Genomic DNA, 21,741 nt, shown 5'->3' on the forward strand with positions numbered 1-21,741 from the left:
CGCCTTCCGGCGCGCAATTCTCCCCCGCCCGCCTTCCCCCGCCACCGATTCCGCGAATTGCCCGCATTTCTCCGCCCTGATCCATCGATCATGGGGGGCTCACCTTCGAAATAATTCCAATATCGGAAAAGGGCTTGCATAGGACGGCAGGCCGGCAGCAATCCAGCGCCATTCCAGCAACAGACGACCGGCGGCGGCATTTGCCGCTCACCTCATCAGGGGCTTAGCTTGAACATTCGCAAATTCATCGGTGGCACCAGCCGCGACGCGTTACGGCTCGTACGCGAAGCGTTGGGTGCGGACGCCGTCGTTCTGTCGAACCGCACGCTCGACGACGGCAGCGTCGAAATCGTCGCGCTCGCGGACCGCGATCTCGCGGCGATCGCGCCGGCCGATGCTGCCGCAGCCCAAGGCCTGGGTGGCCTCGCTGCCCAGGGTGGTCAAGGCGCCCCGTTCGCGCAGCCCTCCGCCGCCATGACGCAGATGCCGCGCACGCCGCGCTCAACGCCTGGCGCCGCTGTGGCGGCGCTCGCCGCCCCGATCGGCGGTGCGAACCCCTACGCGAGCGGCATGCCGGACGTGTTCTCCTCGGTGTTCGGCGCGAGCCCGGAAGTGGGCGTCGAAAATGGCGGCGCGAGCGCCGACGCCGATGGCGATCACGCCGCCGACACCGCCGTCTCGCTCGGCCAGGAAGCGGCGGCCGTGTCGGCCGCCATCGCGCCGCTTTCGCCTTCTTCGCGCGCCGCGGCGGGCCAGCAGGCCGCGCAATCGGCGATGCCGCCGACGCTGCAATCCGCGCGGCAGGCGGCGCAATTGCAACAAGCCGTCCCGCATGCGCATTCGCCGCTGCAAATGGCGCTGCAGGCGGCGACCGAGTCGCTCGCCTCGCCGGCCTTTGCGCCATCGTTTGCGTCCACCGCGCCGGCCGCGAACACCAGCGCCCCGGCCGCCGCACGTGAAGCCGCAGCGCGGCTCGAACAGGCCGCCGGCGCGCCGGCAAGCGACGCCCCGCGCACGATGGCCGAATCGAACCCCTGGCTGATCGACCACGCTCGCCGCATCGCGAACCAGCAGAACGCTCCGCGCGTGCCGGGCATGACGCCCGCCGCCGCCGCCGCGCGCGGCCTTGGCAGCGTCGCCGATCCGGTGCTGCCGCCTGGCGTCGACGCCAGCACGCCCGACTGGGCGCTCGAGGCCGCCCATGTCGCCGCGCGCCGCGCAGCGCAGCGTCTCGGCCACGGTCCGGAAGCTGCCGGTCCCGCCCCCGGCAACCGCCATGCGCAGGGCGCCGATGGCGCGAACGCGGCGCAAACCGTGAGCGAAGCGATCCGCACGCGCATCGAGCAGGTCGTCAACGAAACCGTGATGAACGAGCTCGCCTCCATGCGCGGCATGATGGAAGAGCAGTTCGCGGGCCTCCTGTGGGGCGAGCGCCAGCGCCGCAGCCCGGTGCAGGGCGCGCTCACCAAGCAGTTGTTCGCCGCGGGCTTCTCGGCGCAGCTCGTGAAGATGATGATCGACCGCCTGCCCGAAGTGGAAACCGAAGAGGCCGGCATGGAGTGGCTCCAGTCGGTGCTCGAATCGAACCTGCCCGTGCTCGAAGACGAAGAAGCGCTCATGGAGCGCGGCGGCGTGTTCGCGCTGATGGGCCCCACGGGCGTGGGCAAGACCACGACCACGGCGAAGCTCGCCGCGCGCTGCGTGATGCGCTTCGGCGCGAGCAAGGTCGCGCTCCTCACCACCGACAGCTACCGTATCGGCGGGCACGAGCAACTGCGCATCTTCGGCAAGATCCTCGGCGTTTCGGTGCACGCGGTGCGCGACGGCGCGGACCTCCAGCTCGCGCTCACCGAACTCAAGAACAAGCACATCGTGCTGATCGACACGATCGGCATGAGCCAGCGCGACCGCGCCGTGGCCGACCAGATCGCCATGCTGTGCGGCGCGGGCCGCCCGGTACAACGCCTTCTGCTGCTCTCGGCGACCAACCACGGCGACACGCTCAACGAAGTCGTGCAGGCCTACCAGAGCGGCCCGGACAACGCGCCGCTCACGGGCTGCATCCTCACCAAGCTCGACGAGGCGACCAACCTGGGCAGCGCGCTCGACACCGTGCTGCGCTACAAGCTGCCGGTGCATTACGTCTCGACGGGCCAGAAGGTCCCCGAGAACCTTTATGTGGCGACGCGCCGCTTCCTGATCCGCAGCGCTTTCTGCATTCCGCGAGAGAGTTCGCCGTTCGTGCCGCACGAAGACGATATCCCGGCGCTGCTGTCGGCACTCTCGACGCGTTCGAATTCGCAGGCTCCCGAGGTCAGGTTTGGATAAGTTCGTAATCGATCAGGCCGAAGGGCTGCGGCGGCTTCTCGCGCGCGAAGGCTCGCGCGTGGTCGCGGTGACGGGCGGCGCAGGTTCGCCCGGGCGCACGACCACCGTGGTCAATCTCGCGGCGGCGCTCACCGCGCAGGGCAAGGACGTGCTCGTGATCGACGAGTGTCTGGGACCCCGCTCGGTCTGTTCGCTGGTAGGCGGTGTGCGCGGCGCAGGCAACTTCGCCGCCGTCATGCGCGGCGAGCGCACGCTCGAAGAAGCCGTGGGCCGCCATGCGCTCGGCTTCGGCGTGCTGGCCGCCTCGCGCGACAACCGCGCGCAGTACACGGGCGCACAGCTGCGAAAGGTCATTTCGGGCCCCGCGGACATCGTCTTGATCGACGCGCAGCTCGACGCCGAAGGCGCGCTTTCGCCGCTCGCCATGCACGCGCACGACCTGTTGATCGTGATGCGCATCGGTGCGCAGTCGATCACGGACGCCTACGCGTGCATGAAACGGCTGCACTTCGCGCATGCGATCGCGCAGTTTCGCGTACTCGCGAATCACGTGGCGAACGCCAGCGACGCGCAGGCCGCGATCGAGAACCTCGCTGGAGTGGCGAGCCGCTACCTGAGTGTGTCGCTCGAAAGCGCCGGAAGCGTCGCCGCCGATCAGCACATGGCGCAGGCGCTCAAGCTCGCGCGCTGCATCGTCGATGCATTTCCTTCGACGGCCGCCGCGCGCGACTTCCGGCACGTAGCCGCCGAATTGCCGCACTGGCCGATGCGACCCGCGGTCTCGGCGTGCTCGCCGGCCACGGCGCGCGCCAGCGCGGCGCTCGTCGCGACGGACGAAAAACATGAAGCGGCGGGCCAGGCACCCGCCGACGATCTGGACGGCGCGCCGCAAGCCGGCGTCCAGCCACACGCTACGCATGCAACAAACGCCGCACACAGCACGCTCGCCGCGAACGCCGATTCGTTCGTTGCGGCCGTGACGGGTGTGCATCCCGCACCCAATGCAACATCCGCGTCCGCGCCGGCCCATGTGGGCTGGCGGACCGATACGCCCGCGCAGCGGACGTCGCCGCAGCACGTCTGACGTGCTCACGACGACGCCAATCAGGGAGAAGAGAAGTGGAGAGCACGATGTATAACGCTCAAGGAAAAATTTCGCAGGCCGACGTGCTCGCGAAGTACGCGCCGCTCGTGAGACGGCTCGGCTTGCAGCTCGTAGCCAAGATGCCGGCGAGCGTGGACCTCGACGACCTGATCCAGGCCGGCATGATCGGCCTGCTCGACGCGGCCAACCGCTACAAGGAAGATCAGGGCGCGCAGTTCGAGACCTACGCGAGCCAGCGCATTCGCGGCGCGATGCTCGACGAGTTGCGCAGCAACGACTGGCTGCCGCGCAGCCTGCGCCGCACCTCGCGTGAAGTGGAAAGCGCGGTGCACAAGGTGGAGCAGCGGCTCGGGCGCTCGGCGAGCGAGACGGAGATCGCCGAGCATCTAAGCATGCCGCTCGACGAGTATCAGAGCATGCTGCAGGAACTGCACGGCAGCCAGCTCATCTACTACGAAGACTTCGACCGCTCCGCCGAGGACGAACCGTTCCTCGACCGCTACTGCGTCGATCATTCGGACCCGCTTTCGGCGCTGCTCGACGGCAGCCTGCGCGGCGCGCTCGTCGAGGCGATCGAGCGGCTGCCCGAGCGCGAGAAGCTGCTCATGTCGCTCTATTACGAGCGCGGCATGAACCTGCGCGAAATCGGCGCGGTGATGGAGGTGAGCGAGTCGCGCGTGTGCCAGCTGCACAGCCAGGCGGTGGCGCGCTTGCGCACGCGGCTGCGCGAGATGTCGTGGGCCGGCCAGGAGAACTGAGGCGGTAGCCGGTCCGCACGGCTGTCAGCGCGGAGCGGGTGTGGTGAAAGAGCCGGGCTGCGAGAGCGCTCCGGCTTTTTTGTTGGTGGACTGGAGCCGCGCAAACAAAAAAGCCGAAGCATCGCCGCTTCGGCTTTTGTCTTTGGCGAACGATGTGCGTGCGCGCTTACAGCCCGAACGCCGGCAGCCGCCCATCGGGACCGTACAGCATCGCGCCGTTGCCCGTTTCACCGCGCAGGATCGAGAGCGCGCGGCGGTTATGCTCCATGCGCGTGCGGATCATCATGCCGATCGTGAGATTCTTGCGGCGCGCGCGCTCGGTCGCCCCCTTGAGCAGCGCCCACTGGCTTGTAAGGCGCGTGTCGCCGTCGCAGGCCATTTCGATGCCCTTACGGCCGGCGGGCAGGCCGAGGCCGGCCAGTTGCGCGTCGCGCGCTTTTTCCAGGCCCGCGAGACGCTGCGTGAGCGTCGTCTTCTGTTCGACGATTTGCGGCAGCGCCTCCATGCCGTCGGCCGACACGAGCGCCTTCTCTTCATAGGCGAGCAGCGACGCGAACGCCTCAACCGTGGCGTGTTCGTCGATCAGTGTGGCCAACAGGGCATCTTTCATTGCAAGGCACCAAAAAAAGCAAGTTTGCGCGGCGCTCGTGCATCGAGCGTCAGTTGCCCGACGTCGGCTTCATGAGGTCGCGCGCGGTCTGGATCACGCCGTCGGCGATCTTGCCGGAGTCGATCTGCAACGTGCCATTGCGGATCGCGTCCTTGATCGACTGCACGTGCGCCGTGTCGATGTCGGCGGAGCCGCTCGCGGCGAGCGAGCGCATCGTCGACGAAAGCGACGAGAGGTTCACGTTCGCGGCCCCAAGCGCTGCGCCGCTCGCCGCGCCGGAGGTGGCCGCGTTGTCGGTGCTGGCGGCGCTTACGCCGGTCGAATCGCCTGGCGAACGCGCGAGGCCATCCTGCAGCGTGCGCGGATCATTGCGGGTGGAGGAGTCAACTTTCACGATGGGCTTTCCTGATCGATTTGACCTTGATAACGGCACAGGTCGGGCCGAACTTTAGCGCAAAAATTCCACCGTTACATGCTGTTACGTGTGCTGGCGCACAAAGCCGGAAACCGCCCGATCGGGCCGCCGGGCGGCCCTGAACCCGGCTCGATCCGGCCCTTACGAGATCTTGCCCGCCCTAGATTTGTATCTGCACGGTACCGGCGTCCTTGACCACGCCCGAGATGATCTGGCCGCCGCTCGTGCGCACGCGCACCTGCTGGCCGGGCTCCGCGTTGTTGAGCGCGCTGCCCTCGGCAGAGATCGTGAAGTTGCTGCCCACGGCGATCACCTTGACCGTTTGTCCGATGACCACCGAGGCGGCGCTGCGCAGCATATCGGTGCGCAGCGGCAGTCCCGCGGAGATGCGCGCGAGCGCGACGGCGCCCGTCGCCTGGTTGGGATCGGTGATGATGGTCTGCGGCAGGTTTGCCAGGTCGCCCGCGCGCGGCATGAAATCGGCGGCCGAAAGGGCTTCGCCCGCGCCGATCTGGCGCGAGGCCACGTAGTAGGTCACGTCTACGGCAATGCGCGCGCTCACATAGAGCGTCCACGGCTTCGCGCCAATGCAGCGCACGCCCACGGTTGTGTGTCCATAGGTGCGCGCGCCCGGCGGCATGAACGGCTCGAGCGAGGTGCAGGCCGCGAGGCCGCGCGGAAACACCGGCGCGACCGTGATGCTCACGTGGCCCGGTAAGCCCGCCGACTGCTGCTGCAGGAAGCCGAGCGCGATGGCGCGGATCGATTCGCCGTCCTGCTGGCCGGGGGGCGTGGTCTGCGCGTTCGTGGCGACGGCGCTGGCATTGGGATTGGAAGGCGCGCTGGTGCTTGCGTTTGCAACCGGCTTCGCGCCAGCGTCCACGACTACCGGGGCGACGCGGTTCGCGGCGCTCGACAGGTTCACGCGCTGGAGCGTGCCCGCATTGTTCGCGTTGTTCGCATAGGTCGCCGGCACGCGCATGGGCTGGGCACTCGCGCCCGGCGCGGGAATCGTGACGATGCGCGGTGCGTCGCCTTGGGATGCTCGCTCGCCGGGGCCCGGAATCGTGATCATGCCGTTCGACTCGACGCCCGCGCGCGCATCCTCGGGCACGCCGCGCGAATTGAGATCGGCGTAGCTGGCCGCACGCAGCGGCGCGGCCTCATTGGCGGGAGCACTGCTGGCCACTGCCGCGGCGGCCTTCTTCGCGTTGCTCGCGAGCAGCGCGTTCATCTGCGCGGCGTCGGAGCCCGCGCGGTCGCCGTTGCCCGCAATAAAGATCTGGGCGCCGGCGCCTTCGGTTTGCGGCGGGGTTTGTGCATGAGCGAGCGCGCCGCCAATGGCGCAGGCAAGCACGCACGTCCAGGACACGCGCCGCGACAGCGCGCGCACACGCCGCTCCAGGCCGGCGTGCGGCCTACGCAAAGAGGCAGTCTGCGGCATCGTCGTTCTCCATCGAATGCATTGACACGCCTCGCATTCTAGGCGGCGGCCCCCGCGCGCTAGCGTCGAATAGAGGGGCGCTTTACCGGCTATTCGTCCGATTGGTTCTTGCCACCCCCGCCTAATATTCCACTCCATGCGCAAAGGCCTTCGGGCCACGCGCCTAACGTTTGCGCCGGATTCCCCGCCGATGGAGAGCCCGACGCGCTCACGCCGAATCCTTTTTCGCTTCACGGAGAACGCCCGATGCTGGACAAACTCGATGCCGAATTCGCCTTTGGGCGCGAAGCGCTCGATGTGCGCGCCACGCGGCAGGCATTGATCTCTTCGAACATCGCGAACGCCGACACGCCGGGCTACCAGGCGCGCGACGTGGACTTCTCGGCCTCGCTCGCTGGCGCGCTGCGCCAGCAAGGCGCCGGCGGCACGGTGGGCATGACGGCCACCTTGGGCGGCAACGCCCAGCCGCTCGCCATGGCGCAGCCCGCGGGTGTGACGAGCGGCATGCAGATGGCGGCCACGGAGTCGGGCCACATGGCCGGCGACGCGAAGCTGATCCCGTCGGGCGGCCCGACCGATAGCTACAAGAGCCAGCTGATGTACCGCACGCCGGTGCAGCCCGCGCTCGACGGCAACACGGTCGATCTCGACACCGAACGCGTGCAGTTCGCCGACAACGCGCTGCACTTCGAGTCGGGCATGACGGTGGTCTCGCAGCAGATCAAGACGATGATGTCCGCGATCACCTCGGGTTCGAGTTGATCGCCGCAGGCGGGCGTTGCCGGAAAACGCAGTAACGAAGCCATGAACGACCAACGAGCGCGTGACGCGCACCTGATGTGAGGTCAACGAAACCATGCCATCCCTGATGAACATTTTCAGCGTTGCGGGCTCCGCCATGACGGCGGAATCGCAGCGTCTGAACGTGACGGCGTCCAATCTCGCCAACGCCGACAGCACGACCGGCCCCGACGGCCAGCCGTACAAGGCGAAGCAGGTCGTGTTCGCCGTGAACCCGCTCGGCGGCGCGCGCACGGCCTCGGGCCAGCAGGTGGGCGGCGTCAGGGTGACTGGCGTGGTGGACGACCCCACGCCCATGAAAGAGACCTACGACCCCGACAATCCCTCCGCCAACGCGGACGGCTACGTGACGATGCCCAACGTCGATCCGGTGCAGGAGATGGTGAACATGATCTCGGCGTCGCGCTCGTACCAGGCCAACGTCGAAACGCTGAACACGGCCAAGACGCTGATGCTCAAGACGCTCACGATCGGAACCTGAAGCACAGCAAGCCGCAGTCAGTACGGACACTGCAGTACATACAGAGACCAGCGGGCGCGAAACGAAGCAGCGGAAGCAGCGCCCGCCACCACCACACGCCAAGCACGAAGCGCAATCGAGGGAGAACGCGTTGAGTTCCAGCAACACAACCATTGGCGGCAGCACCGCCACCGTGTCGCAGCAACTGCTCGACACCATGAACGGCACGAGCTCGACCTCGAGTTCGTCGTCGAGCGGCACGAGCGCGAGCGACCTGCAGACCACCTTCTTGCGAATGCTCGTCGCGCAGTTGCAGAACCAGGACCCGACGAATCCGATGGACAGCTCGCAGATGACCTCGCAGCTCGCCCAGATCAACACGGTGTCGGGCATCCAGCAGCTCAACACGTCGTTGACGTCGCTTTCCACGCAGCTTTCGGCGGGCCAGAACGCCCAGGCCGCGCTCCTGATCGGCTCGACCGTGCTCGCCCCGGGCAGCAGCGCCACGGTGGCGAGCGGCTCGGCGCCGCAGCTCGGTGTCACGCTGCCTTCAGCGGTCTCGGACGTGAAGCTCACGATCACCAACTCGGCAGGCCAGGTCGTCAACACGCTCGACCTCGGCGCTCAGTCTGCCGGCACCGTGCCGGTCACCTGGAACGGCAAGGACACCGCGGGCAACGCGGTCGCCGACGGCACCTACACGATCAGCGCGACCGCGACGACCAACGGCCAGTCCGCCACGGCAACCGCGCTCGTCGCGAGCCAGGTACAGGGCGTGGTCCAGCAGTCGGACGGTACCGCGAGCCTCTCGCTCGCCAACGGCAAGACCGTCGCGCTTTCGAGCGTCGGCGCCATTCTCTGAACACGATAAACGCGGAGTAGACAAACATGGGCTACCAGCAAGGATTGAGCGGCCTCGCCGCGTCGTCGAACGACCTCGACGTGATCGGCAACAACATCGCCAACGCGAACACCGTTGGCTTCAAGCAGAGCACGGCGCAGTTCGCCGACGTCTACGCGAACACCATCGCGACGTCGGTGGGCAACCAGATCGGCCTCGGCGCCTCGCTCTCGACGGTACAGCAGGACTTTTCGCAGGGCACGATCAACACGACGGGCCAGGCGCTGAACGTCGCCATCAACGGCAACGGCTTCTACCAGATGTCGAACAACGGCACGATCACGTACTCGCGTAACGGCGTGTTCCAGCTCGACAAGAACGGCTATATTACCGACGCCTCGGGCAACGACCTGATGGGCTATGCCGCGAGTTCGACCGGCGTGATCAACACGGCGCAAACCGTGCCGCTCAAGGTGCCGACGACCAACATCGCGCCGGTCGCGACGCAGAACGTCACGGCGCAGCTGAACCTGAACGCCCAGGCCACCGCCCCGACGGACGCGACTTTCTCCCCGACCGACTCGAACAGCTACAGCTACTCGACCTCGATCACGGGCTACGACTCCCTTGGCGGCACGCAGACGATCAACCTGTACTTCGTGCAGAGTGCCACCGGCTCGGCCGAAGTGTATGCGGTCAACAACGGCACGACGACCGATCTCGGCAAAATGAGCTTCGATTCCTCGGGCGCGCTCTCGGGCACGACCGACCCGGCGGGTGCAGCCACTGCTGCGCTCGGCCAGTTCCAGCTCACCGTCACCCCGACCGACGGCGCCTCGGCCCAGACCGTCAACCTCAACTTCACGGGCACGACCCAGTACGGCAGCAAGTCGGGTGTGAACAATCTCGCCCAGGACGGCTACGCGAGCGGCACGCTCGCGAACTTCTCGATCGGCGCGGACGGGACGATTACCGGCAACTACTCGAACGGCCAGACCATGTCGCTCGGCCAGATCGTGCTCGCCAACTTCAACAACCCGAACGGCCTCCTGAACCTGGGCGGCAACCAGTTCCAGGTGACGTCGGCCTCGGGCGTCGCGCAGATCTCCACGCCGGGCAGCACGAACCACGGCACGCTCACGGGCGGCGCGCTCGAAGGGTCGAACGTTGACCTGACGAACCAGCTCGTCGACCTGATCACGGCCCAGCGCAACTACCAGGCGAACGCGCAGACCATCAAGACGCAGCAGACCGTCGACCAGACGCTGCTGCAGATGTAACGCGTCTAACCACGTACCGGGCACACCATGGACCGACTGATTTATACCGCGATGACGGGCGCGAGCCAGGCGCTCGAGCAGCAGGCCGTCGTCGCGAACAACCTCGCGAACGTCTCGACCACGGGCTTTCGCGCGCAGCTCGCCAACTTTCGCGCCGTGCCGATGTCGTTCGGCGACGGCTCGACGGTGAACGACCAGACCACGCGCACCTACGTGCTCTCGGCGACGCCTGGCTCGGACATGACGCCCGGTGCGATCTCGCATACCGGCAACCCGCTCGATATCGCCATTCAGGGCCAGGGTTTCATGGCCGTACAGACGGCCGACGGCAACGAGGCCTATACGCGTGCGGGCAACCTGCACGTCGATGAAAACGGCCAGCTCGTCACGGCCAACAACCTGCAGGTGATCGGCGGCGGCGGCCCGATCGCGGTGCCGCCGGGCGCGGCGATCACGATCGGCAAGGACGGCACGGTTTCGGCCATCGCGCCGGGCAGCCCCGCCAACGCGATCGCCATGATCGACCAGATCAAGTTCGTCAACCCGCCGGCAGGCGCGCTTACGCGCGGTGACGACGGTCTTTTCCACACGTCGGACGGCAATCCCGCCGACGCGGACCAGACCGTGCAGGTCGCGACCGAGTCGCTCGAGGGCAGCAACGTGAACCCGGTGGCGGCAATGGTCTCGATGATCACCAACGCGCGCCAGTTCCAGATGCAGACCAAGCTGCTCTCGAACGCCGACCAGAACGAGCAGAGCGCGAACCAGCTGCTCAACTTCAGCTAAGCCATTTCAAGTTAAATGAAGGCCGCCTCGCGCCGCGCGCGAGGCCGGACCGGGAGAAAGACACCGTGAACCGATCGCTTTACATCGCCGCCACCGGCATGAACGCCCAGCAGGCGCAAATGGACGTGATTTCGAACAACCTCGCGAACGTGAGCACCAATGGCTTCAAGGGCTCGCGCGCAGTGTTCGAGGACCTCATGTACCAGACGCTGCGTCAGCCGGGTGCGAACTCGACCCAGCAAACCGAACTGCCTTCGGGCAGCCAGGTGGGCACGGGCGTGCAGCAGGTGGCGACCGAGCGTCTCTACACGCAGGGCAATCTGCAGCAGACCGGCAACTCGAAGGACGTGGCGATCAACGGCGCGGGCTTCTTCCAGGTGCAGATGCCCGACGGCACGACGGCCTACACGCGCGACGGCTCGTTCCAGACCAACTCGCAAGGCCAGCTCGTGACGGCGAGCGGCTATCAGGTGATCCCGGCGATCACGGTGCCCGCCAACGCCACCTCGCTCACCATCGGCAGCGACGGCGTGGTGACGGTCACGACGCCGGGCTCGAGCAACAACACGACCATCGGCACGCTGCAGCTCGCCATGTTCATCAACCCGACCGGCCTGCAGTCGAACGGGCAGAACCTGTTGTCGGAAACGGCTTCGTCGGGCACGCCCACGGTTTCCACGCCGGGCCAGAACGCTTCGGGCACGCTCAACCAGGGCTACGTCGAATCGTCGAACGTGAACGTCGTGCAAGAACTCGTGAACATGATCGAGACGCAGCGCGCCTACGAAATCAACAGCAAGGCGGTCACCACTTCTGACCAGATGCTGCAAACCCTCAGCCAGATGCAGGTCTGAGGTCGAGTCCCTGGTTAATCAAGTCGGTGAAGAATATGTCGCAGTCCGTTCGAAACCCTCCTCGCATCCGCGCGCGGCAACCGGGCAACGCCCGCCTGCTCGTCGCGGCTGTGGCGCTCGCGATGCTGGCGGGCTGCGCGTACCTTCCCAACAGGCAACCTATCGTGCAGCAGCCGATGACGGCCGTGCCGCCCGTGCCGCCCGCGAACCTCTCGCCGGGCGCCATCTACAACCCGGGCTACGCGGGACGGCCGCTCTTCGAGGATCAGCGTCCGCGCAATACCGGCGACATCCTGACGATCGTCATCTCCGAAAACATCAACGCGACCAAGTCGTCGGGCGCGAATACCAAGCGCGGCAGCGCCACGAGCTTTGCGGGCACCGCGAACTTCCTGCCGGGCGTCTTCAACCGCGCGAACCTGAGTTCCACGGGCGCGAACCAGTTCGACGCCACGGGCGGCGCAAACGCTTCGAACACGTTCACGGGCGTCATCACCGTGACCGTGACGAACGTGCTGCCCAACGGCAATCTCGTCGTCTCCGGCGAGAAGCAGATGCTCATCAACCAGGGCAATGAATACGTGCGCTTTTCTGGCGTCGTCAATCCGAACACCGTTGCCGGAGACAACTCCGTGCTCTCGACCGACGTCGCCGACGCGAAGATCGAATACTCCGCGAAAGGCGTGATCGACGAAGCCGAGACGATGGGCTGGCTGCAACGCTTCTTCCTGAACCTCGCGCCATGGTAAAGATCCGCTTCCATCGTTCGCGCCGCTCGCGCATGAAGGACGTGTTCGCCGCCCTGGGCGTGGCGTTCGGTTTCGTGGTCGCCTGCGGTGCGCTGGTCGCTTACGCGACGCCGGCGCGCGCCGAGCGCGTGAAAGACCTCGCGACCTTCCAGGGCGTGCGCGACAACCCGCTCATCGGCTACGGCCTCGTCGTGGGTCTCGACGGCACCGGCGACCAGACGACCCAGGCGCCGTTCACGACGCAGACGCTCGCGAACATGCTCGCGAACCTCGGCATCTCGATCAACAACACGTCGAGCTCGTCGGGTTCCTCGTCGACGCTCAACAACATGCAGCTGAAGAACGTCGCCGCGGTGATGGTGACGGCGGTGCTGCCGCCGTTCGCGCGGCCGGGCGAGCAGATCGACATCACGGTTTCGTCGCTCGCCAACGCGAAGAGCATTCGCGGCGGCACGCTGCTGCTCACGCCGCTCAAGGGCGCCGACGGCCAGGTCTACGCGCTCGCGCAGGGCAACGTGGCCGTGGGCGGCGCGGGGGCCTCGGCCAACGGCAGCAGGGTGCAGGTGAACCAGCTTGCCGCGGGCCGCATCGCGGGCGGCGCGATCGTCGAGCGCTCGGTGATCTCGCCGGTTTCGCAGCAAGGCGGTCTCCTCACGCTGACCGTCAACGATATGGACTACGACACGACGCAGCGCATCGTCTCGGCCGTCAACAACATGTTCGGCCCGGGCACGGCCTCGCCGCTCGACGGCCGCACGATCCAGGTGCACGGGCCGGCCGATCCGGCGTCGCAGGTGGGCTTCATCGCGCAGATCCAGGATCTCAACGTGAATCCGGCCACGCCGGCCGCGAAGGTGATCCTGAACGCGCGCACCGGCTCGATCGTCATGAACCAGATGGTGACGCTTGAGAGCTGCGCGGTCGCGCACGGTAATCTCTCCGTCGTCGTGAACACGCAGACGGCGGTGAGCCAGCCCGGCGCGTTCTCCAATGGCCAGACGGTGGCGACGCGCCAGTCGCAGATCCAGCTGAAGCAGGACAACGGATCGCTCAAGCTCGTCACGGCGGGCGCCAATCTCGCCGAGGTCGTGAAGGCGCTCAACGCGCTGGGAGCCACGCCGGCGGATCTGATGTCGATCCTGCAGGCGATGAAGGCGGCGGGTGCACTGCGCGCCGACCTCGAGATCATCTAAGGGGTGTAACTTGGATAATACGAAGAACATCGGCGGCGGCAGCCTCGACCTCACCAACCGCTTCGCGCTCGACGTGCAGGGCTTCGACTCGATGCGCGCCGCGGCGAACGCCTCGCCCGAGCAGGGCGTGAAGATGGCCGCGAAGCAGTTCGACGCGGTCTTCACGCAGATGATGCTCAAGAGCATGCGCGACGCGACGCCCGACGACGGCCCGCTCGACTCGCACGACGGCGCGCAGTTCACCTCGATGATGGACCAGCAGCTCGCCCAGCAGATGTCGAACAAGGGCATTGGCGTGGCGAACGCGATGCTCAAGCAGCTCATGCGCAGCATGGGCGGCGCGGCCGGTGCCGATGGCGCCGGCGGTGCAGGAGGCGTGGCGGGCGCGCTCTCGGGGCTTTCGGGCAAGGACGCGAGCGAAGGCAACCTCGCGATGCTGGGCGCGCTTGGCCGCGCCTACGGCAACGCTGCCGCCAACGGCGCGCTCGCCAACGGCTCGGGCTACAGCGGCAACAGCGCGCTCACGCCGCCGGTCAAGGGCAACGGCGACGCCTCGGTGGACGCCTTCGTCGACAAGCTGGCCAACGCCGCGCAGCAGGCCAGCTCGACCACGGGCATTCCGGCGCGCTTCATTCTCGGCCAGGCCGCGCTCGAATCGGGCTGGGGCAAGCGCGAGATCAAGAACGCCGACGGCTCGGCGAGCCACAACGTGTTCGGCATCAAGGCGAGCAAGGACTGGACCGGCAAGACCGTCTCGACGGTCACGACCGAGTACGTGAACGGCCAGCCGCATCGCGTGGTGGAGAAGTTCCGCGCCTACGACTCGTACGAAGACGCGATGACCGACTACGCCACGCTGCTCAAGAGCAACCCGCGCTACGCGTCGGTGATCAACGGCTCGAAGAGCGCCGAGGGCTTTGCGCACGGCATGCAGCGCGCGGGTTACGCCACCGACCCGCACTATGCGAAAAAGCTGCTGACCATCATGCAGCGGATGGCTTGACGATCGGCTCGACGGTTGGCGTCAATTAGGCAATCGCAAACGTTGCCTCGGCGCAGTTGCCGGAAGAAGCTGCGCACGTGTGTTTCATGCAGGGAAAAGGCACATTTTTTTTACGGCCAATCCCTAAATTTTTCGTAATGTCTGCCGCTAATGCAGGCGAGATGGAAAAGCAATACGGGCAGTCAGATCGCCCGAACGGCGCGTACGGAAAGGGTCCGATGACGCGCCGGCACGTTCACGAATTTCCGGCAGGCCGATGAATACCGTTCAGTCGAATCCACAGGAAGCAGGCGAGGGCGCAGAAGGCTCCCACGATTTTGGGCGCCGCAATCCGCTCGAGATCGGCGTCCAGCTACGCAATCTCGTCAATCGCGGCGACTTCCTGACCCTCCAGTATCGCGGCGGACAGCTCGTCACGCGCATTCTGGCCGTCAACGGGCGCGAGCGCACTTTCGTGTTCGACTGGGGCGCGTTGCCCGAGCAGAACACGGGCGTGCTCGCCGCGCCCGAGTGCCTGTTCCACGCATCGCCCGACGGCGTGCGCGTGGAGTTCCGCACGGCCACGCCGCGGCGCACCGAGTTCGAAGGGCGCCCCGCGTTCGAAGCCGATTTCCCCGAAGTGCTGTTCTACGTGCAGCGGCGCGAGTACTTCCGCGTCGACACGCCCGTGCTCGAGCCGTGCATCTGCCGCGGCGAACTGCCGAGCGGTGGCCCGCGCTTCGCGTACGAAGTGCATGACCTTTCGCTCGGCGGCCTTGGGCTGCGTACGACCGACGAACGCGTGGCGGACCTCGCCATGGGCCTCGTGCTGGCCGACGTCGAACTCGACCTGCGCGCGCACGGCAAGCTGCGTGTGGATCTCGCGCTCGTCGTGTTGCGTTTCATCGACCTGCCCAACGGCGACCGCCGCTATCACATGGGCTTTCGCTTCGACGTGCTGCCCGGCTTTGCCGAGAACACGCTGCAGCGCTATATCACGCAGCTCGAGATGAAGCGCCGCGCGCTCGCGCGTGCCTGACCGGTACAGCTTCACCCGCATCACCAGCACGATCCGCAACACCCTGGCCGGCGCAGCGCATGTTGCGCCGGTTCGCCATGCGCGCGGCAGGCGCGCTCGCACTCGCTCGCTAACGTTTTCGCGCCCATCGGGCGCTCAATTTTTGCAGTGCGTTGCCGTTATACCGTGAGTACACCATGCGGTTTGCCAGGGGGGCAGGCCGCTTTCGAGGATCACGCATGTCCAACATTTTCTCGATCGGTCTGAGCGGCCTGCAGGCGGCGCAGATTGGTATCTCGACCACCGGCGAGAACATCAGCAACTCGACGACGGCGGGCTACACCGTCGAGACGCCGGTGTACCAGGAATCGGCGGGTCAGTACTCGTCGAGCGGCTATATCGGCAGCGGCGTCACCACCGCGACCGTGCAGCGCGCCTACAGCCAGTACCTCACGACGGCGCTCAACAACGCGCAGTCGACCAGCAGCTCGTACTCGGCTTCGTACACCCTCGCCACGCAGCTCTCGAACCTCGTGGGCAGCCCGACCTCGGGCATCGCCACTGCGATCACGAACTTCTTCACGGGCCTGCAGAACGTCTCGAATTCGCCTTCGAATCCCGCAGCGCGGCAAACCGTGCTCTCCGACGCACAGACGCTCGCCACCCAGATCAACGCCGCGAGCTCGCAGTACGATTCGATGCGCCAGAGCGTGAACACGCAGCTCACGAGCGCGGCCTCGCAAATCAACACCTACACGCAGCAGATCGCGAACCTCAACGCGCAGATCACGTCCGCGAGCTCGGGCGGCCAGCAGCCTAACCAGCTGCTCGATCAGCGCGATCAGGCCGTGGCGAATCTCTCGAAGCTGGTCGGCGTTCAGGTCGTGCAGGGCAGCACCGGCTACAGCGTCTTCCTCGGCAACGGCCAGCCGCTCGTGGTGAGCAGCCAGAGCTACAACCTCGGCACGCAGCCGTCGAGTTCCAACCCGCAGGAGCTGGATGTGACATGGCAGGGCCTGAACGGCGCGAGCGCCGCGGCGCAAGGCACGCCGCAGGTGCTGTCGTCGGCCGCGCTGCAAGGTGGCACCGTAGGCGGCCTGGTTTCGTTCGTCTCGACCACGCTCGATCCGGCGGAATCGCAGCTGGGTGCGATCGTGACGAGCTTCGCCGCACAGGTGAACTCGCAGAATGCACTCGGCCTGACGCTCTCGGGCGGCGCGGGCGGCAATCTGTTCACGGTGGGCAACCCGCTCGTCACGGCCAGCTCGACGAATGCCAGCACGTCCGGCACGGTCAGCGCGACGCTCACCAACAGCACGCAGCCGCTCACCGACAACTACAAGCTGAGCTACGACGGCACGAACTGGAACCTCACCGACACGACGACGAACTCGCTGGTCGCTACGCAGCCGAATGGCGCCGCGCCGATCACGATCGGCGGCTTTTCGATTACGCCTTCGGGCTCGGTGAGCGCGGGCGACTCGTTCATGATCCAGCCGACGGCCGGCGCACTCGCGAGCTTCTCGGTTGCGACCAGCGACCCCGCGGCCATCGCGGCGGCCACGCCGGTCGTCGTTTCGGCTGCCACGACGAACGCAGGCACGGGCACGGTCACGCAAGGCGCGGTGGGCACGGGCTATTCGACGACGAACCTGCCGGTCACGCTCAAGTACGACTCGACGGCGGGCACGCTGACCGGCCTGCCCAACGGCACGACCGTCACGATCACGACGCCGGGGTCGACCACCACCAGCACCGTGACGATCAACAGCGCCGCGACGCCTCCTGTGACCGGTGTGCCCTACGACCCGACCACGGGCGCAACCTACACGATCACGAACCTCACGGATTCGACCGGCGCGAACGGCACCGCGACCAACCTGAGCTTCACGATGACGGGCACGCCCTCGAACAACGACTCGTTCACGGTGGCGGGCAACAAGAGCGGCACGCAGGACGGCCGCAATGCGCTCGCGATCGCGAACCTCACGTCGAGCACGGCGTACTCGGGATCGACCACGCTGACCACGGCGTATGCGAACTACGTCAACTCGATCGGCAACACCGCTAGCCAGCTGGAGGCGTCGAACACGTCGCAGCAGTCGCTCGTGACGCAGCTCACTTCGCAGCAGCAGTCGGTGCAGGGCGTGAACCTCGACGAGGAAGCCGCGAACCTGCTGCAGTATCAACAGCTCTATCAGGCCAACAGCAAGGTGATCCAGACGGCGGCATCGCTGTTCCAGACCCTGATCGGCATTTTCCAGTGAGGCGCTGACCCATGCGTATCGCGACTTCCCAGATTTTTTCCTCCAGCGTGTCGACGATGGAGAATCAGCAGTCCCAGCTCCTGCAGGTCCAGCAGCAGATCTCGACCGGCGTGGCCATTTCGACCCCGGCCGACAATCCGCTCGGCGCCGCGCAGGCTGTGACGCTTTCCGCCACGAGCGCGACGCTCACGCAGTACTCGTCGAACCAGACTACGGCGCTCACCGCGCTGCAGCTCGAGGACACGACGCTCACGAGCGTGACGAGCACGATGCAGAGCATCCACTCGCTCATCATCGAAGCGCAGAACGGCTCGCTCACCGACCAGGCGCGCCAGGCGATCGCCCAGCAGATGCAAGGCGACCGCAACCAGCTGCTCACGCTCGCCAACACGACGGACGGCGCCGGCAACTACATCTTCTCCGGCTTCCAGAGCACCTCGCAGGTGTTCTCGAACAAGTCGGGCGGCGGCGTGACCTACAACGGCGACGCGGGCCAGCGCGTGATGCAGGTGGCCGGCACGCGCAACATCGCGGTCGGCGACACGGGCACGACGGTGTTCCAGAGCGTGCAGGCCGTGGGTTCGGCCAATGTTGCTTCGGGCAGTTCGTCGAACACGGGTACGGGCGTGATCAGCGGCGTGACGGTGACGGATCCGACGCAGGCGACCAACAACGACAACTACTCGATCGCGTTCGCCACCGACGCGACCACCGGCGCGCTGACCTATACGGTGACCGACAACAGCGTCAGTCCGGCAACGACGACGACGCCGGCCAACTACACCGAAGGCAATGCGATCTCGCTCGGCGCGGGCATGAGCGTGACGATGTCGGGTACGCCCAGCGCGGGTGACTCGTTCTCGGTCACGCCCGCGACGGCGTCGCAGAACACGGACGTGTTCGCGAGCATCGACAGCATCATCGCTGCGCTGAACACGCCCACGAGCGGCTCCACCGCCGCGGTCGCAAACCTCAACAACGCGCTGAACACCGGCCTCACGCAGATCGGCAACTCGCTCTCGAACGTGATCACGGTGCAGGCTTCCGTGGGCGGCCGCGAGCAGGAAGTGAAAGCGCTGCAAACGGTCACGTCGACCAACTCGCTGCAGGTCACGTCGAACATCTCCGACCTCATGAGCACCGACACGGTCGCCGCGATCAGCCAGTTCGAGCAGCTGTCGAACGCGCTCACGGCTTCGCAGAAGAGTTTTGCTGCAACACAGAATCTCTCGCTGTTCCAGTACATCAATCCTTGATCGCGAGGCATTGAGCGGTCGAAAAAAAGCGGACTTCGGTCCGCTTTTTTATTGCCCTGCACGAAGCTCGTTTCAACCCGGCGGGCGCAGCGCGCCGGCCACGCGGCCCATCTGGTCGATGCCGCTATCGAACAGTCGCGCGAAGTAGGGAATCAGGTTCGGCATCATGAGCTGGACGAGGAGCATGCCCACGAGCATCGTGAGCGCAAAGCCGATCTGGAAGATACCGATCTGCGGAGCCGCGCGGTTGAGAATGCCGAGCGAAAGGTTGGTGATGAGAAGCGCGACCACCACCGGCAGCGAAAGCAGCAGGCCCGCGGTCAGTATCGTCGCGCCATAGTTGGCGATGAGGTTCCAGCCCGAGGCGCCGAGCACGCTCGCCGTGACCGGCAGCGACTGGAACGAGGCGACGAGCGCCGCAAGCATCTGCAGATGGCCGTCGAACACGAGGAAGGCAAGCATCGCCATCATGTTGAGCCACGAGGAGAGCGCGGGCGTGCTGGTGTTGGCCTGCGGGTCGAAGAAGCTCGCGAAGCCCAGCCCCATGCCAAGGCTCATCATGTCGCCCGCCGCGGTCACGACCGCGAACACGAGCTGCATTGTGAAACCGAGCGCAACGCCGATCAGGAACTGGTTCAGGAGGATCCACACGCCCTCGGCGGAAAACACCGTGACCTGCGGCATGGCGCCGAGCGTGGGCGCGACGATCAGCGTGATGAAGCCCGCGAGGCCGATCTTCACGCGCGTCGGCACGGAGCGGTTGCCAAGCACGGGCGCGACCGCCACGAGCGCCAGAATGCGCGTGAACGGCCAGAGGAACGCTGTGAGCCAGGCGTTGAGCTGCGCGTAGGAGACGGTGAACATGGAGCGTGCCGAAAAGCTGCGTGGCAGCGGCGCGGTAACGCGGCGCGCTAGCCCGCCGCGACCGAGACGATGCTCGTGAACATGCGGTGCATGTAATCGACCATCGTCGAGAGCATCCACGGGCCGGCGATCACGAGCGTCACGCCAATGGCGATCAGCTTGGGGATGAACGAGAGCGTGGTCTCGTTGATCTGCGTGGCCGCCTGAAAGAGGCTCACCACGAGACCTACGCCGAGCGACACGAGCAGGAGCGGTGCGGCAAGCAGGAGCGTCACGTACATTGCCTCGTGGGCAATCGTCATGACCATTTCGGGTGTCATCGTAGACTCCTTAGCTGAAGCTCTGCGCGAGCGAGCCGATCAGCAATTGCCAGCCGTCCACCAGCACGAACAGCATGAGCTTGAAGGGCAGAGAAATGGTGGCGGGCGAGACCATCATCATACCCATCGACATCAGCACGCTCGCCACCACCAGGTCGATGATGAGAAACGGAATGTAGATGGTGAAGCCGATCTGAAAGCCCGTCTTCAGCTCGCTCGTGACGAACGAGGGCACGAGCAGCGCGAGCGGCACGTCCTCGGGTCCCTGCATGGGCGCGGCGTGCGAGATGCGCGCGAAGAGCGCGAGGTCGGACTCGCGGGTCTGGCGCAGCATGAAGGTCTTGAAGGGCGCGACGCCGCGCGTCACGGCGTCGTCCATCGAAATCGTGCCCGCCGCGAACGGCTTGTAGCCGTCGTTGTAAGCCTTGTCGAGCACCGGCGACATCACGAACAGCGTGAGAAAGAGCGCGAGGCCCACGAGCACCTGGTTGGGCGGCGTGGTCGTCGTGCCGATCGCCTGGCGCAACAGCGAGAGCACGATGATGATGCGCGTGAAGCTCGTCATCATCAGCACCATCGCCGGCAGGAACGACAGCATCGTGAGCAGCAGCATCGTCTGCACGCTCAGCGAGTAGGTCGTGCCGCCGTTGGGGCCCGGGCTCGTGTTGAAGGCGGGCAGGCCCGCCGCTTGTGTCACCTGCGCGTGCGCGAGGTGCGGCAGCGCGAGGGCGAAGGCGCCCGCGCCGAGCATCAGCGCGAACGGGAGCGCCGTTCTGGCGATCTTCGCGAGGGTACCCGCGCGTGCGCGGACGTCGCCGCCTGCGCTCGGCGCATGAAGGGAACTGCCGTGCATTTACTGCGCTCCGCCGTCGTGACGCATGAAACGCGCGTTGATGCGTTTGTTCGCCTCGCTTTTCAGCGCGTCACGAAAGCGCTGTGCGAAGGTGCCCGAGAGGGCGGGGGCGTTGGGAGCGGCCGCTGCGACGCCTGCGGGAAGTTCGCCCGCGGGCAGCGTGTGGAGCAAGCGCACGTTGCCCGGCGCGGCGCCCAGCACGAGCCAGGTGTTGCCGATCTCGACGACGGCCACGCGTTCCTTGCCGCCGAGCGATGCGCCGCCCACGGTCTTCACGAGCGCGTTCTTCGGGCCGCCTTGCAGGCCGAGACGCCGCGCGAGCCAGGCGCAGCCGAACACCACGCCGATCACGAGCGCCAGACCCAATACCGTTTGCACGACCGCGCCGAAACCGAGCGAGGGGACCGCGCTGCCAGTGATCACGGCAGACGCGCCTGAGGCACCCGACGCCGCGCGCGTGGCTTCGTTGACCGCCTGAAGGTCGGCGGCTCGCGCGCTCATGACCGCGAAAACGGCGGCGCCGGCGAGCGAGAGGTGCACGGCGAGGCGCCACGAGA

21 protein-coding genes and 1 pseudogene are annotated in these 21,741 nt (G+C 66.5%); 15 read left to right on the forward strand and 7 right to left on the reverse strand.

Annotated elements, in window-relative coordinates:
• The first annotated feature begins 228 nt into the window (after nucleotides 1–228).
• The 3 genes and pseudogenes from flhF to M3I54_RS37525 all read left to right on the forward strand — a co-directional run bounded on the left by flhF (nucleotide 229) and on the right by M3I54_RS37525 (nucleotide 4,191).
• Complete coding sequence (gene flhF, locus M3I54_RS37515) at nucleotides 229–2,328, forward strand: flagellar biosynthesis protein FlhF (protein WP_254344867.1); 2,100 nt, start codon at nucleotides 229–231, stop codon at nucleotides 2,326–2,328.
• Nucleotides 2,321–3,103 (forward strand): annotated as a pseudogene (locus tag M3I54_RS37520) (MinD/ParA family protein); the annotation flags it as partial. The gene flhF and the pseudogene M3I54_RS37520, both read left to right, overlap by 8 nt.
• A gap of 356 nt (nucleotides 3,104–3,459) precedes the next feature.
• Nucleotides 3,460–4,191 carry an RNA polymerase sigma factor FliA gene (locus M3I54_RS37525; protein ID WP_254344869.1) on the forward strand — a complete coding sequence of 244 codons (732 nt, stop codon included), beginning with the start codon at nucleotides 3,460–3,462 and terminating at the stop codon, nucleotides 4,189–4,191.
• Nucleotides 4,192–4,357: 166 nt separating this feature from the next.
• Here M3I54_RS37525 and M3I54_RS37530 read toward each other — a convergent pair whose 3' ends face one another.
• From M3I54_RS37530 to flgA, 3 genes are all read right to left on the reverse strand, one after another.
• On the reverse strand, nucleotides 4,358–4,801 hold the full coding sequence (locus tag M3I54_RS37530) for a flagella synthesis protein FlgN (protein WP_254344871.1): 444 nt from the start codon (nucleotides 4,799–4,801) through the stop codon (nucleotides 4,358–4,360).
• 49 nt (nucleotides 4,802–4,850) lie between these two features.
• Nucleotides 4,851–5,195, reverse strand: a complete 345-nt coding sequence (flgM, locus tag M3I54_RS37535; protein WP_254344873.1) for a flagellar biosynthesis anti-sigma factor FlgM — start codon at nucleotides 5,193–5,195, stop codon at nucleotides 4,851–4,853.
• Between the two features lie 181 nt (nucleotides 5,196–5,376).
• Entirely contained in the window at nucleotides 5,377–6,660 is a 1,284-nt protein-coding gene (flgA, locus tag M3I54_RS37540; protein ID WP_254344875.1) for a flagellar basal body P-ring formation chaperone FlgA, read from the reverse strand.
• A 246-nt stretch (nucleotides 6,661–6,906) separates the two neighbouring features.
• Here flgA and M3I54_RS37545 point away from each other — a divergent pair, with 246 nt between their 5' ends.
• From M3I54_RS37545 to flgL, 12 genes are all read left to right on the forward strand, one after another.
• The gene (locus tag M3I54_RS37545; protein WP_254344877.1) at nucleotides 6,907–7,422 is read left to right on the forward strand and encodes a flagellar basal body protein; all 516 of its coding nucleotides are present in this window, start codon (nucleotides 6,907–6,909) and stop codon (nucleotides 7,420–7,422) included.
• Between the two features lie 94 nt (nucleotides 7,423–7,516).
• Nucleotides 7,517–7,942: a flagellar basal body rod protein FlgC gene (gene flgC / locus M3I54_RS37550; protein WP_028203363.1), complete on the forward strand. Its 426-nt coding sequence runs from the start codon at nucleotides 7,517–7,519 to the stop codon at nucleotides 7,940–7,942.
• Between the two features lie 196 nt (nucleotides 7,943–8,138).
• On the forward strand, nucleotides 8,139–8,783 hold the full coding sequence (locus M3I54_RS37555) for a flagellar hook assembly protein FlgD (RefSeq protein WP_254344912.1): 645 nt from the start codon (nucleotides 8,139–8,141) through the stop codon (nucleotides 8,781–8,783).
• A 26-nt stretch (nucleotides 8,784–8,809) separates the two neighbouring features.
• Nucleotides 8,810–10,042, forward strand: a complete 1,233-nt coding sequence (gene flgE / locus M3I54_RS37560; protein ID WP_254344879.1) for a flagellar hook protein FlgE — start codon at nucleotides 8,810–8,812, stop codon at nucleotides 10,040–10,042.
• 27 nt (nucleotides 10,043–10,069) lie between these two features.
• Complete coding sequence (flgF, locus tag M3I54_RS37565) at nucleotides 10,070–10,828, forward strand: flagellar basal-body rod protein FlgF (RefSeq protein WP_254344881.1); 759 nt, start codon at nucleotides 10,070–10,072, stop codon at nucleotides 10,826–10,828.
• A gap of 65 nt (nucleotides 10,829–10,893) precedes the next feature.
• Complete coding sequence (gene flgG, locus M3I54_RS37570; RefSeq protein ID WP_028203367.1) at nucleotides 10,894–11,682, forward strand: flagellar basal-body rod protein FlgG; 789 nt, start codon at nucleotides 10,894–10,896, stop codon at nucleotides 11,680–11,682.
• 35 nt (nucleotides 11,683–11,717) lie between these two features.
• On the forward strand, nucleotides 11,718–12,431 hold the full coding sequence (locus tag M3I54_RS37575; protein ID WP_254344883.1) for a flagellar basal body L-ring protein FlgH: 714 nt from the start codon (nucleotides 11,718–11,720) through the stop codon (nucleotides 12,429–12,431).
• A gap of 32 nt (nucleotides 12,432–12,463) precedes the next feature.
• Nucleotides 12,464–13,624 carry a flagellar basal body P-ring protein FlgI gene (locus M3I54_RS37580; protein ID WP_375542282.1) on the forward strand — a complete coding sequence of 387 codons (1,161 nt, stop codon included), beginning with the start codon at nucleotides 12,464–12,466 and terminating at the stop codon, nucleotides 13,622–13,624.
• A gap of 10 nt (nucleotides 13,625–13,634) precedes the next feature.
• The gene (flgJ, locus tag M3I54_RS37585; protein WP_254344888.1) at nucleotides 13,635–14,627 is read left to right on the forward strand and encodes a flagellar assembly peptidoglycan hydrolase FlgJ; all 993 of its coding nucleotides are present in this window, start codon (nucleotides 13,635–13,637) and stop codon (nucleotides 14,625–14,627) included.
• Nucleotides 14,628–14,883: 256 nt separating this feature from the next.
• Nucleotides 14,884–15,645 (forward strand): flagellar brake protein, encoded by a 762-nt coding sequence (locus tag M3I54_RS37590; RefSeq protein ID WP_254344890.1) that lies wholly within the window; start codon nucleotides 14,884–14,886, stop codon nucleotides 15,643–15,645.
• A 218-nt stretch (nucleotides 15,646–15,863) separates the two neighbouring features.
• Nucleotides 15,864–17,891, forward strand: coding sequence for a flagellar hook-associated protein FlgK (gene flgK, locus M3I54_RS37595; protein WP_254344892.1), 2,028 nt, complete (start codon nucleotides 15,864–15,866; stop codon nucleotides 17,889–17,891).
• A gap of 11 nt (nucleotides 17,892–17,902) precedes the next feature.
• The gene (flgL, locus tag M3I54_RS37600; RefSeq protein WP_254344894.1) at nucleotides 17,903–19,147 is read left to right on the forward strand and encodes a flagellar hook-associated protein FlgL; all 1,245 of its coding nucleotides are present in this window, start codon (nucleotides 17,903–17,905) and stop codon (nucleotides 19,145–19,147) included.
• A 72-nt stretch (nucleotides 19,148–19,219) separates the two neighbouring features.
• Here the strand turns inward: flgL and fliR are convergent, their stop codons facing one another.
• The 4 genes from fliR to fliO form a co-directional block, all read right to left on the reverse strand.
• Nucleotides 19,220–20,011, reverse strand: coding sequence for a flagellar biosynthetic protein FliR (gene fliR, locus M3I54_RS37605; protein ID WP_254344895.1), 792 nt, complete (start codon nucleotides 20,009–20,011; stop codon nucleotides 19,220–19,222).
• A gap of 47 nt (nucleotides 20,012–20,058) precedes the next feature.
• On the reverse strand, nucleotides 20,059–20,331 hold the full coding sequence (gene fliQ, locus M3I54_RS37610) for a flagellar biosynthesis protein FliQ (protein WP_254344898.1): 273 nt from the start codon (nucleotides 20,329–20,331) through the stop codon (nucleotides 20,059–20,061).
• Nucleotides 20,332–20,341: 10 nt separating this feature from the next.
• Entirely contained in the window at nucleotides 20,342–21,082 is a 741-nt protein-coding gene (fliP, locus tag M3I54_RS37615) for a flagellar type III secretion system pore protein FliP (RefSeq protein ID WP_254344914.1), read from the reverse strand.
• Nucleotides 21,083–21,184: 102 nt separating this feature from the next.
• Nucleotides 21,185–21,685: a flagellar biosynthetic protein FliO gene (gene fliO, locus M3I54_RS37620; protein WP_254344916.1), complete on the reverse strand. Its 501-nt coding sequence runs from the start codon at nucleotides 21,683–21,685 to the stop codon at nucleotides 21,185–21,187.
• Between the last annotated feature and the right edge of the window lie 56 nt (nucleotides 21,686–21,741).

It is taken from the genome of Paraburkholderia sp. CNPSo 3274 (assembly GCF_024206475.1).
GTDB lineage: Bacteria > Pseudomonadota > Gammaproteobacteria > Burkholderiales > Burkholderiaceae > Paraburkholderia.

What these genes read in the sequence shown, in the direction of transcription:
- flgE (WP_254344879.1), top strand. Translation starts at nt 8,810, where the DNA reads ATGGGCTACCAGCAAGGATTGAGCGGCCTCGCCGCGTCGTCGAACGAC.
- M3I54_RS37525 (WP_254344869.1), top strand. Translation starts at nt 3,460, where the DNA reads ATGTATAACGCTCAAGGAAAAATTTCGCAGGCCGACGTGCTCGCGAAG.
- M3I54_RS37530 (WP_254344871.1), bottom strand. Translation starts at nt 4,801, where the DNA reads ATGAAAGATGCCCTGTTGGCCACACTGATCGACGAACACGCCACGGTT.
- fliR (WP_254344895.1), bottom strand. Translation starts at nt 20,011, where the DNA reads ATGTTCACCGTCTCCTACGCGCAGCTCAACGCCTGGCTCACAGCGTTC.
- flgL (WP_254344894.1), top strand. Translation starts at nt 17,903, where the DNA reads ATGCGTATCGCGACTTCCCAGATTTTTTCCTCCAGCGTGTCGACGATG.
- fliQ (WP_254344898.1), bottom strand. Translation starts at nt 20,331, where the DNA reads ATGACACCCGAAATGGTCATGACGATTGCCCACGAGGCAATGTACGTG.
- fliP (WP_254344914.1), bottom strand. Translation starts at nt 21,082, where the DNA reads ATGCTCGGCGCGGGCGCCTTCGCCCTCGCGCTGCCGCACCTCGCGCAC.
- flgF (WP_254344881.1), top strand. Translation starts at nt 10,070, where the DNA reads ATGGACCGACTGATTTATACCGCGATGACGGGCGCGAGCCAGGCGCTC.
- M3I54_RS37580 (WP_375542282.1), top strand. Translation starts at nt 12,464, where the DNA reads ATGAAGGACGTGTTCGCCGCCCTGGGCGTGGCGTTCGGTTTCGTGGTC.
- M3I54_RS37575 (WP_254344883.1), top strand. Translation starts at nt 11,718, where the DNA reads ATGTCGCAGTCCGTTCGAAACCCTCCTCGCATCCGCGCGCGGCAACCG.
- flgA (WP_254344875.1), bottom strand. Translation starts at nt 6,660, where the DNA reads ATGCCGCAGACTGCCTCTTTGCGTAGGCCGCACGCCGGCCTGGAGCGG.
- fliO (WP_254344916.1), bottom strand. Translation starts at nt 21,685, where the DNA reads ATGAGCGCGCGAGCCGCCGACCTTCAGGCGGTCAACGAAGCCACGCGC.
- M3I54_RS37555 (WP_254344912.1), top strand. Translation starts at nt 8,139, where the DNA reads ATGAACGGCACGAGCTCGACCTCGAGTTCGTCGTCGAGCGGCACGAGC.
- flgC (WP_028203363.1), top strand. Translation starts at nt 7,517, where the DNA reads ATGCCATCCCTGATGAACATTTTCAGCGTTGCGGGCTCCGCCATGACG.
- flgK (WP_254344892.1), top strand. Translation starts at nt 15,864, where the DNA reads ATGTCCAACATTTTCTCGATCGGTCTGAGCGGCCTGCAGGCGGCGCAG.
- M3I54_RS37590 (WP_254344890.1), top strand. Translation starts at nt 14,884, where the DNA reads ATGAATACCGTTCAGTCGAATCCACAGGAAGCAGGCGAGGGCGCAGAA.
- M3I54_RS37545 (WP_254344877.1), top strand. Translation starts at nt 6,907, where the DNA reads ATGCTGGACAAACTCGATGCCGAATTCGCCTTTGGGCGCGAAGCGCTC.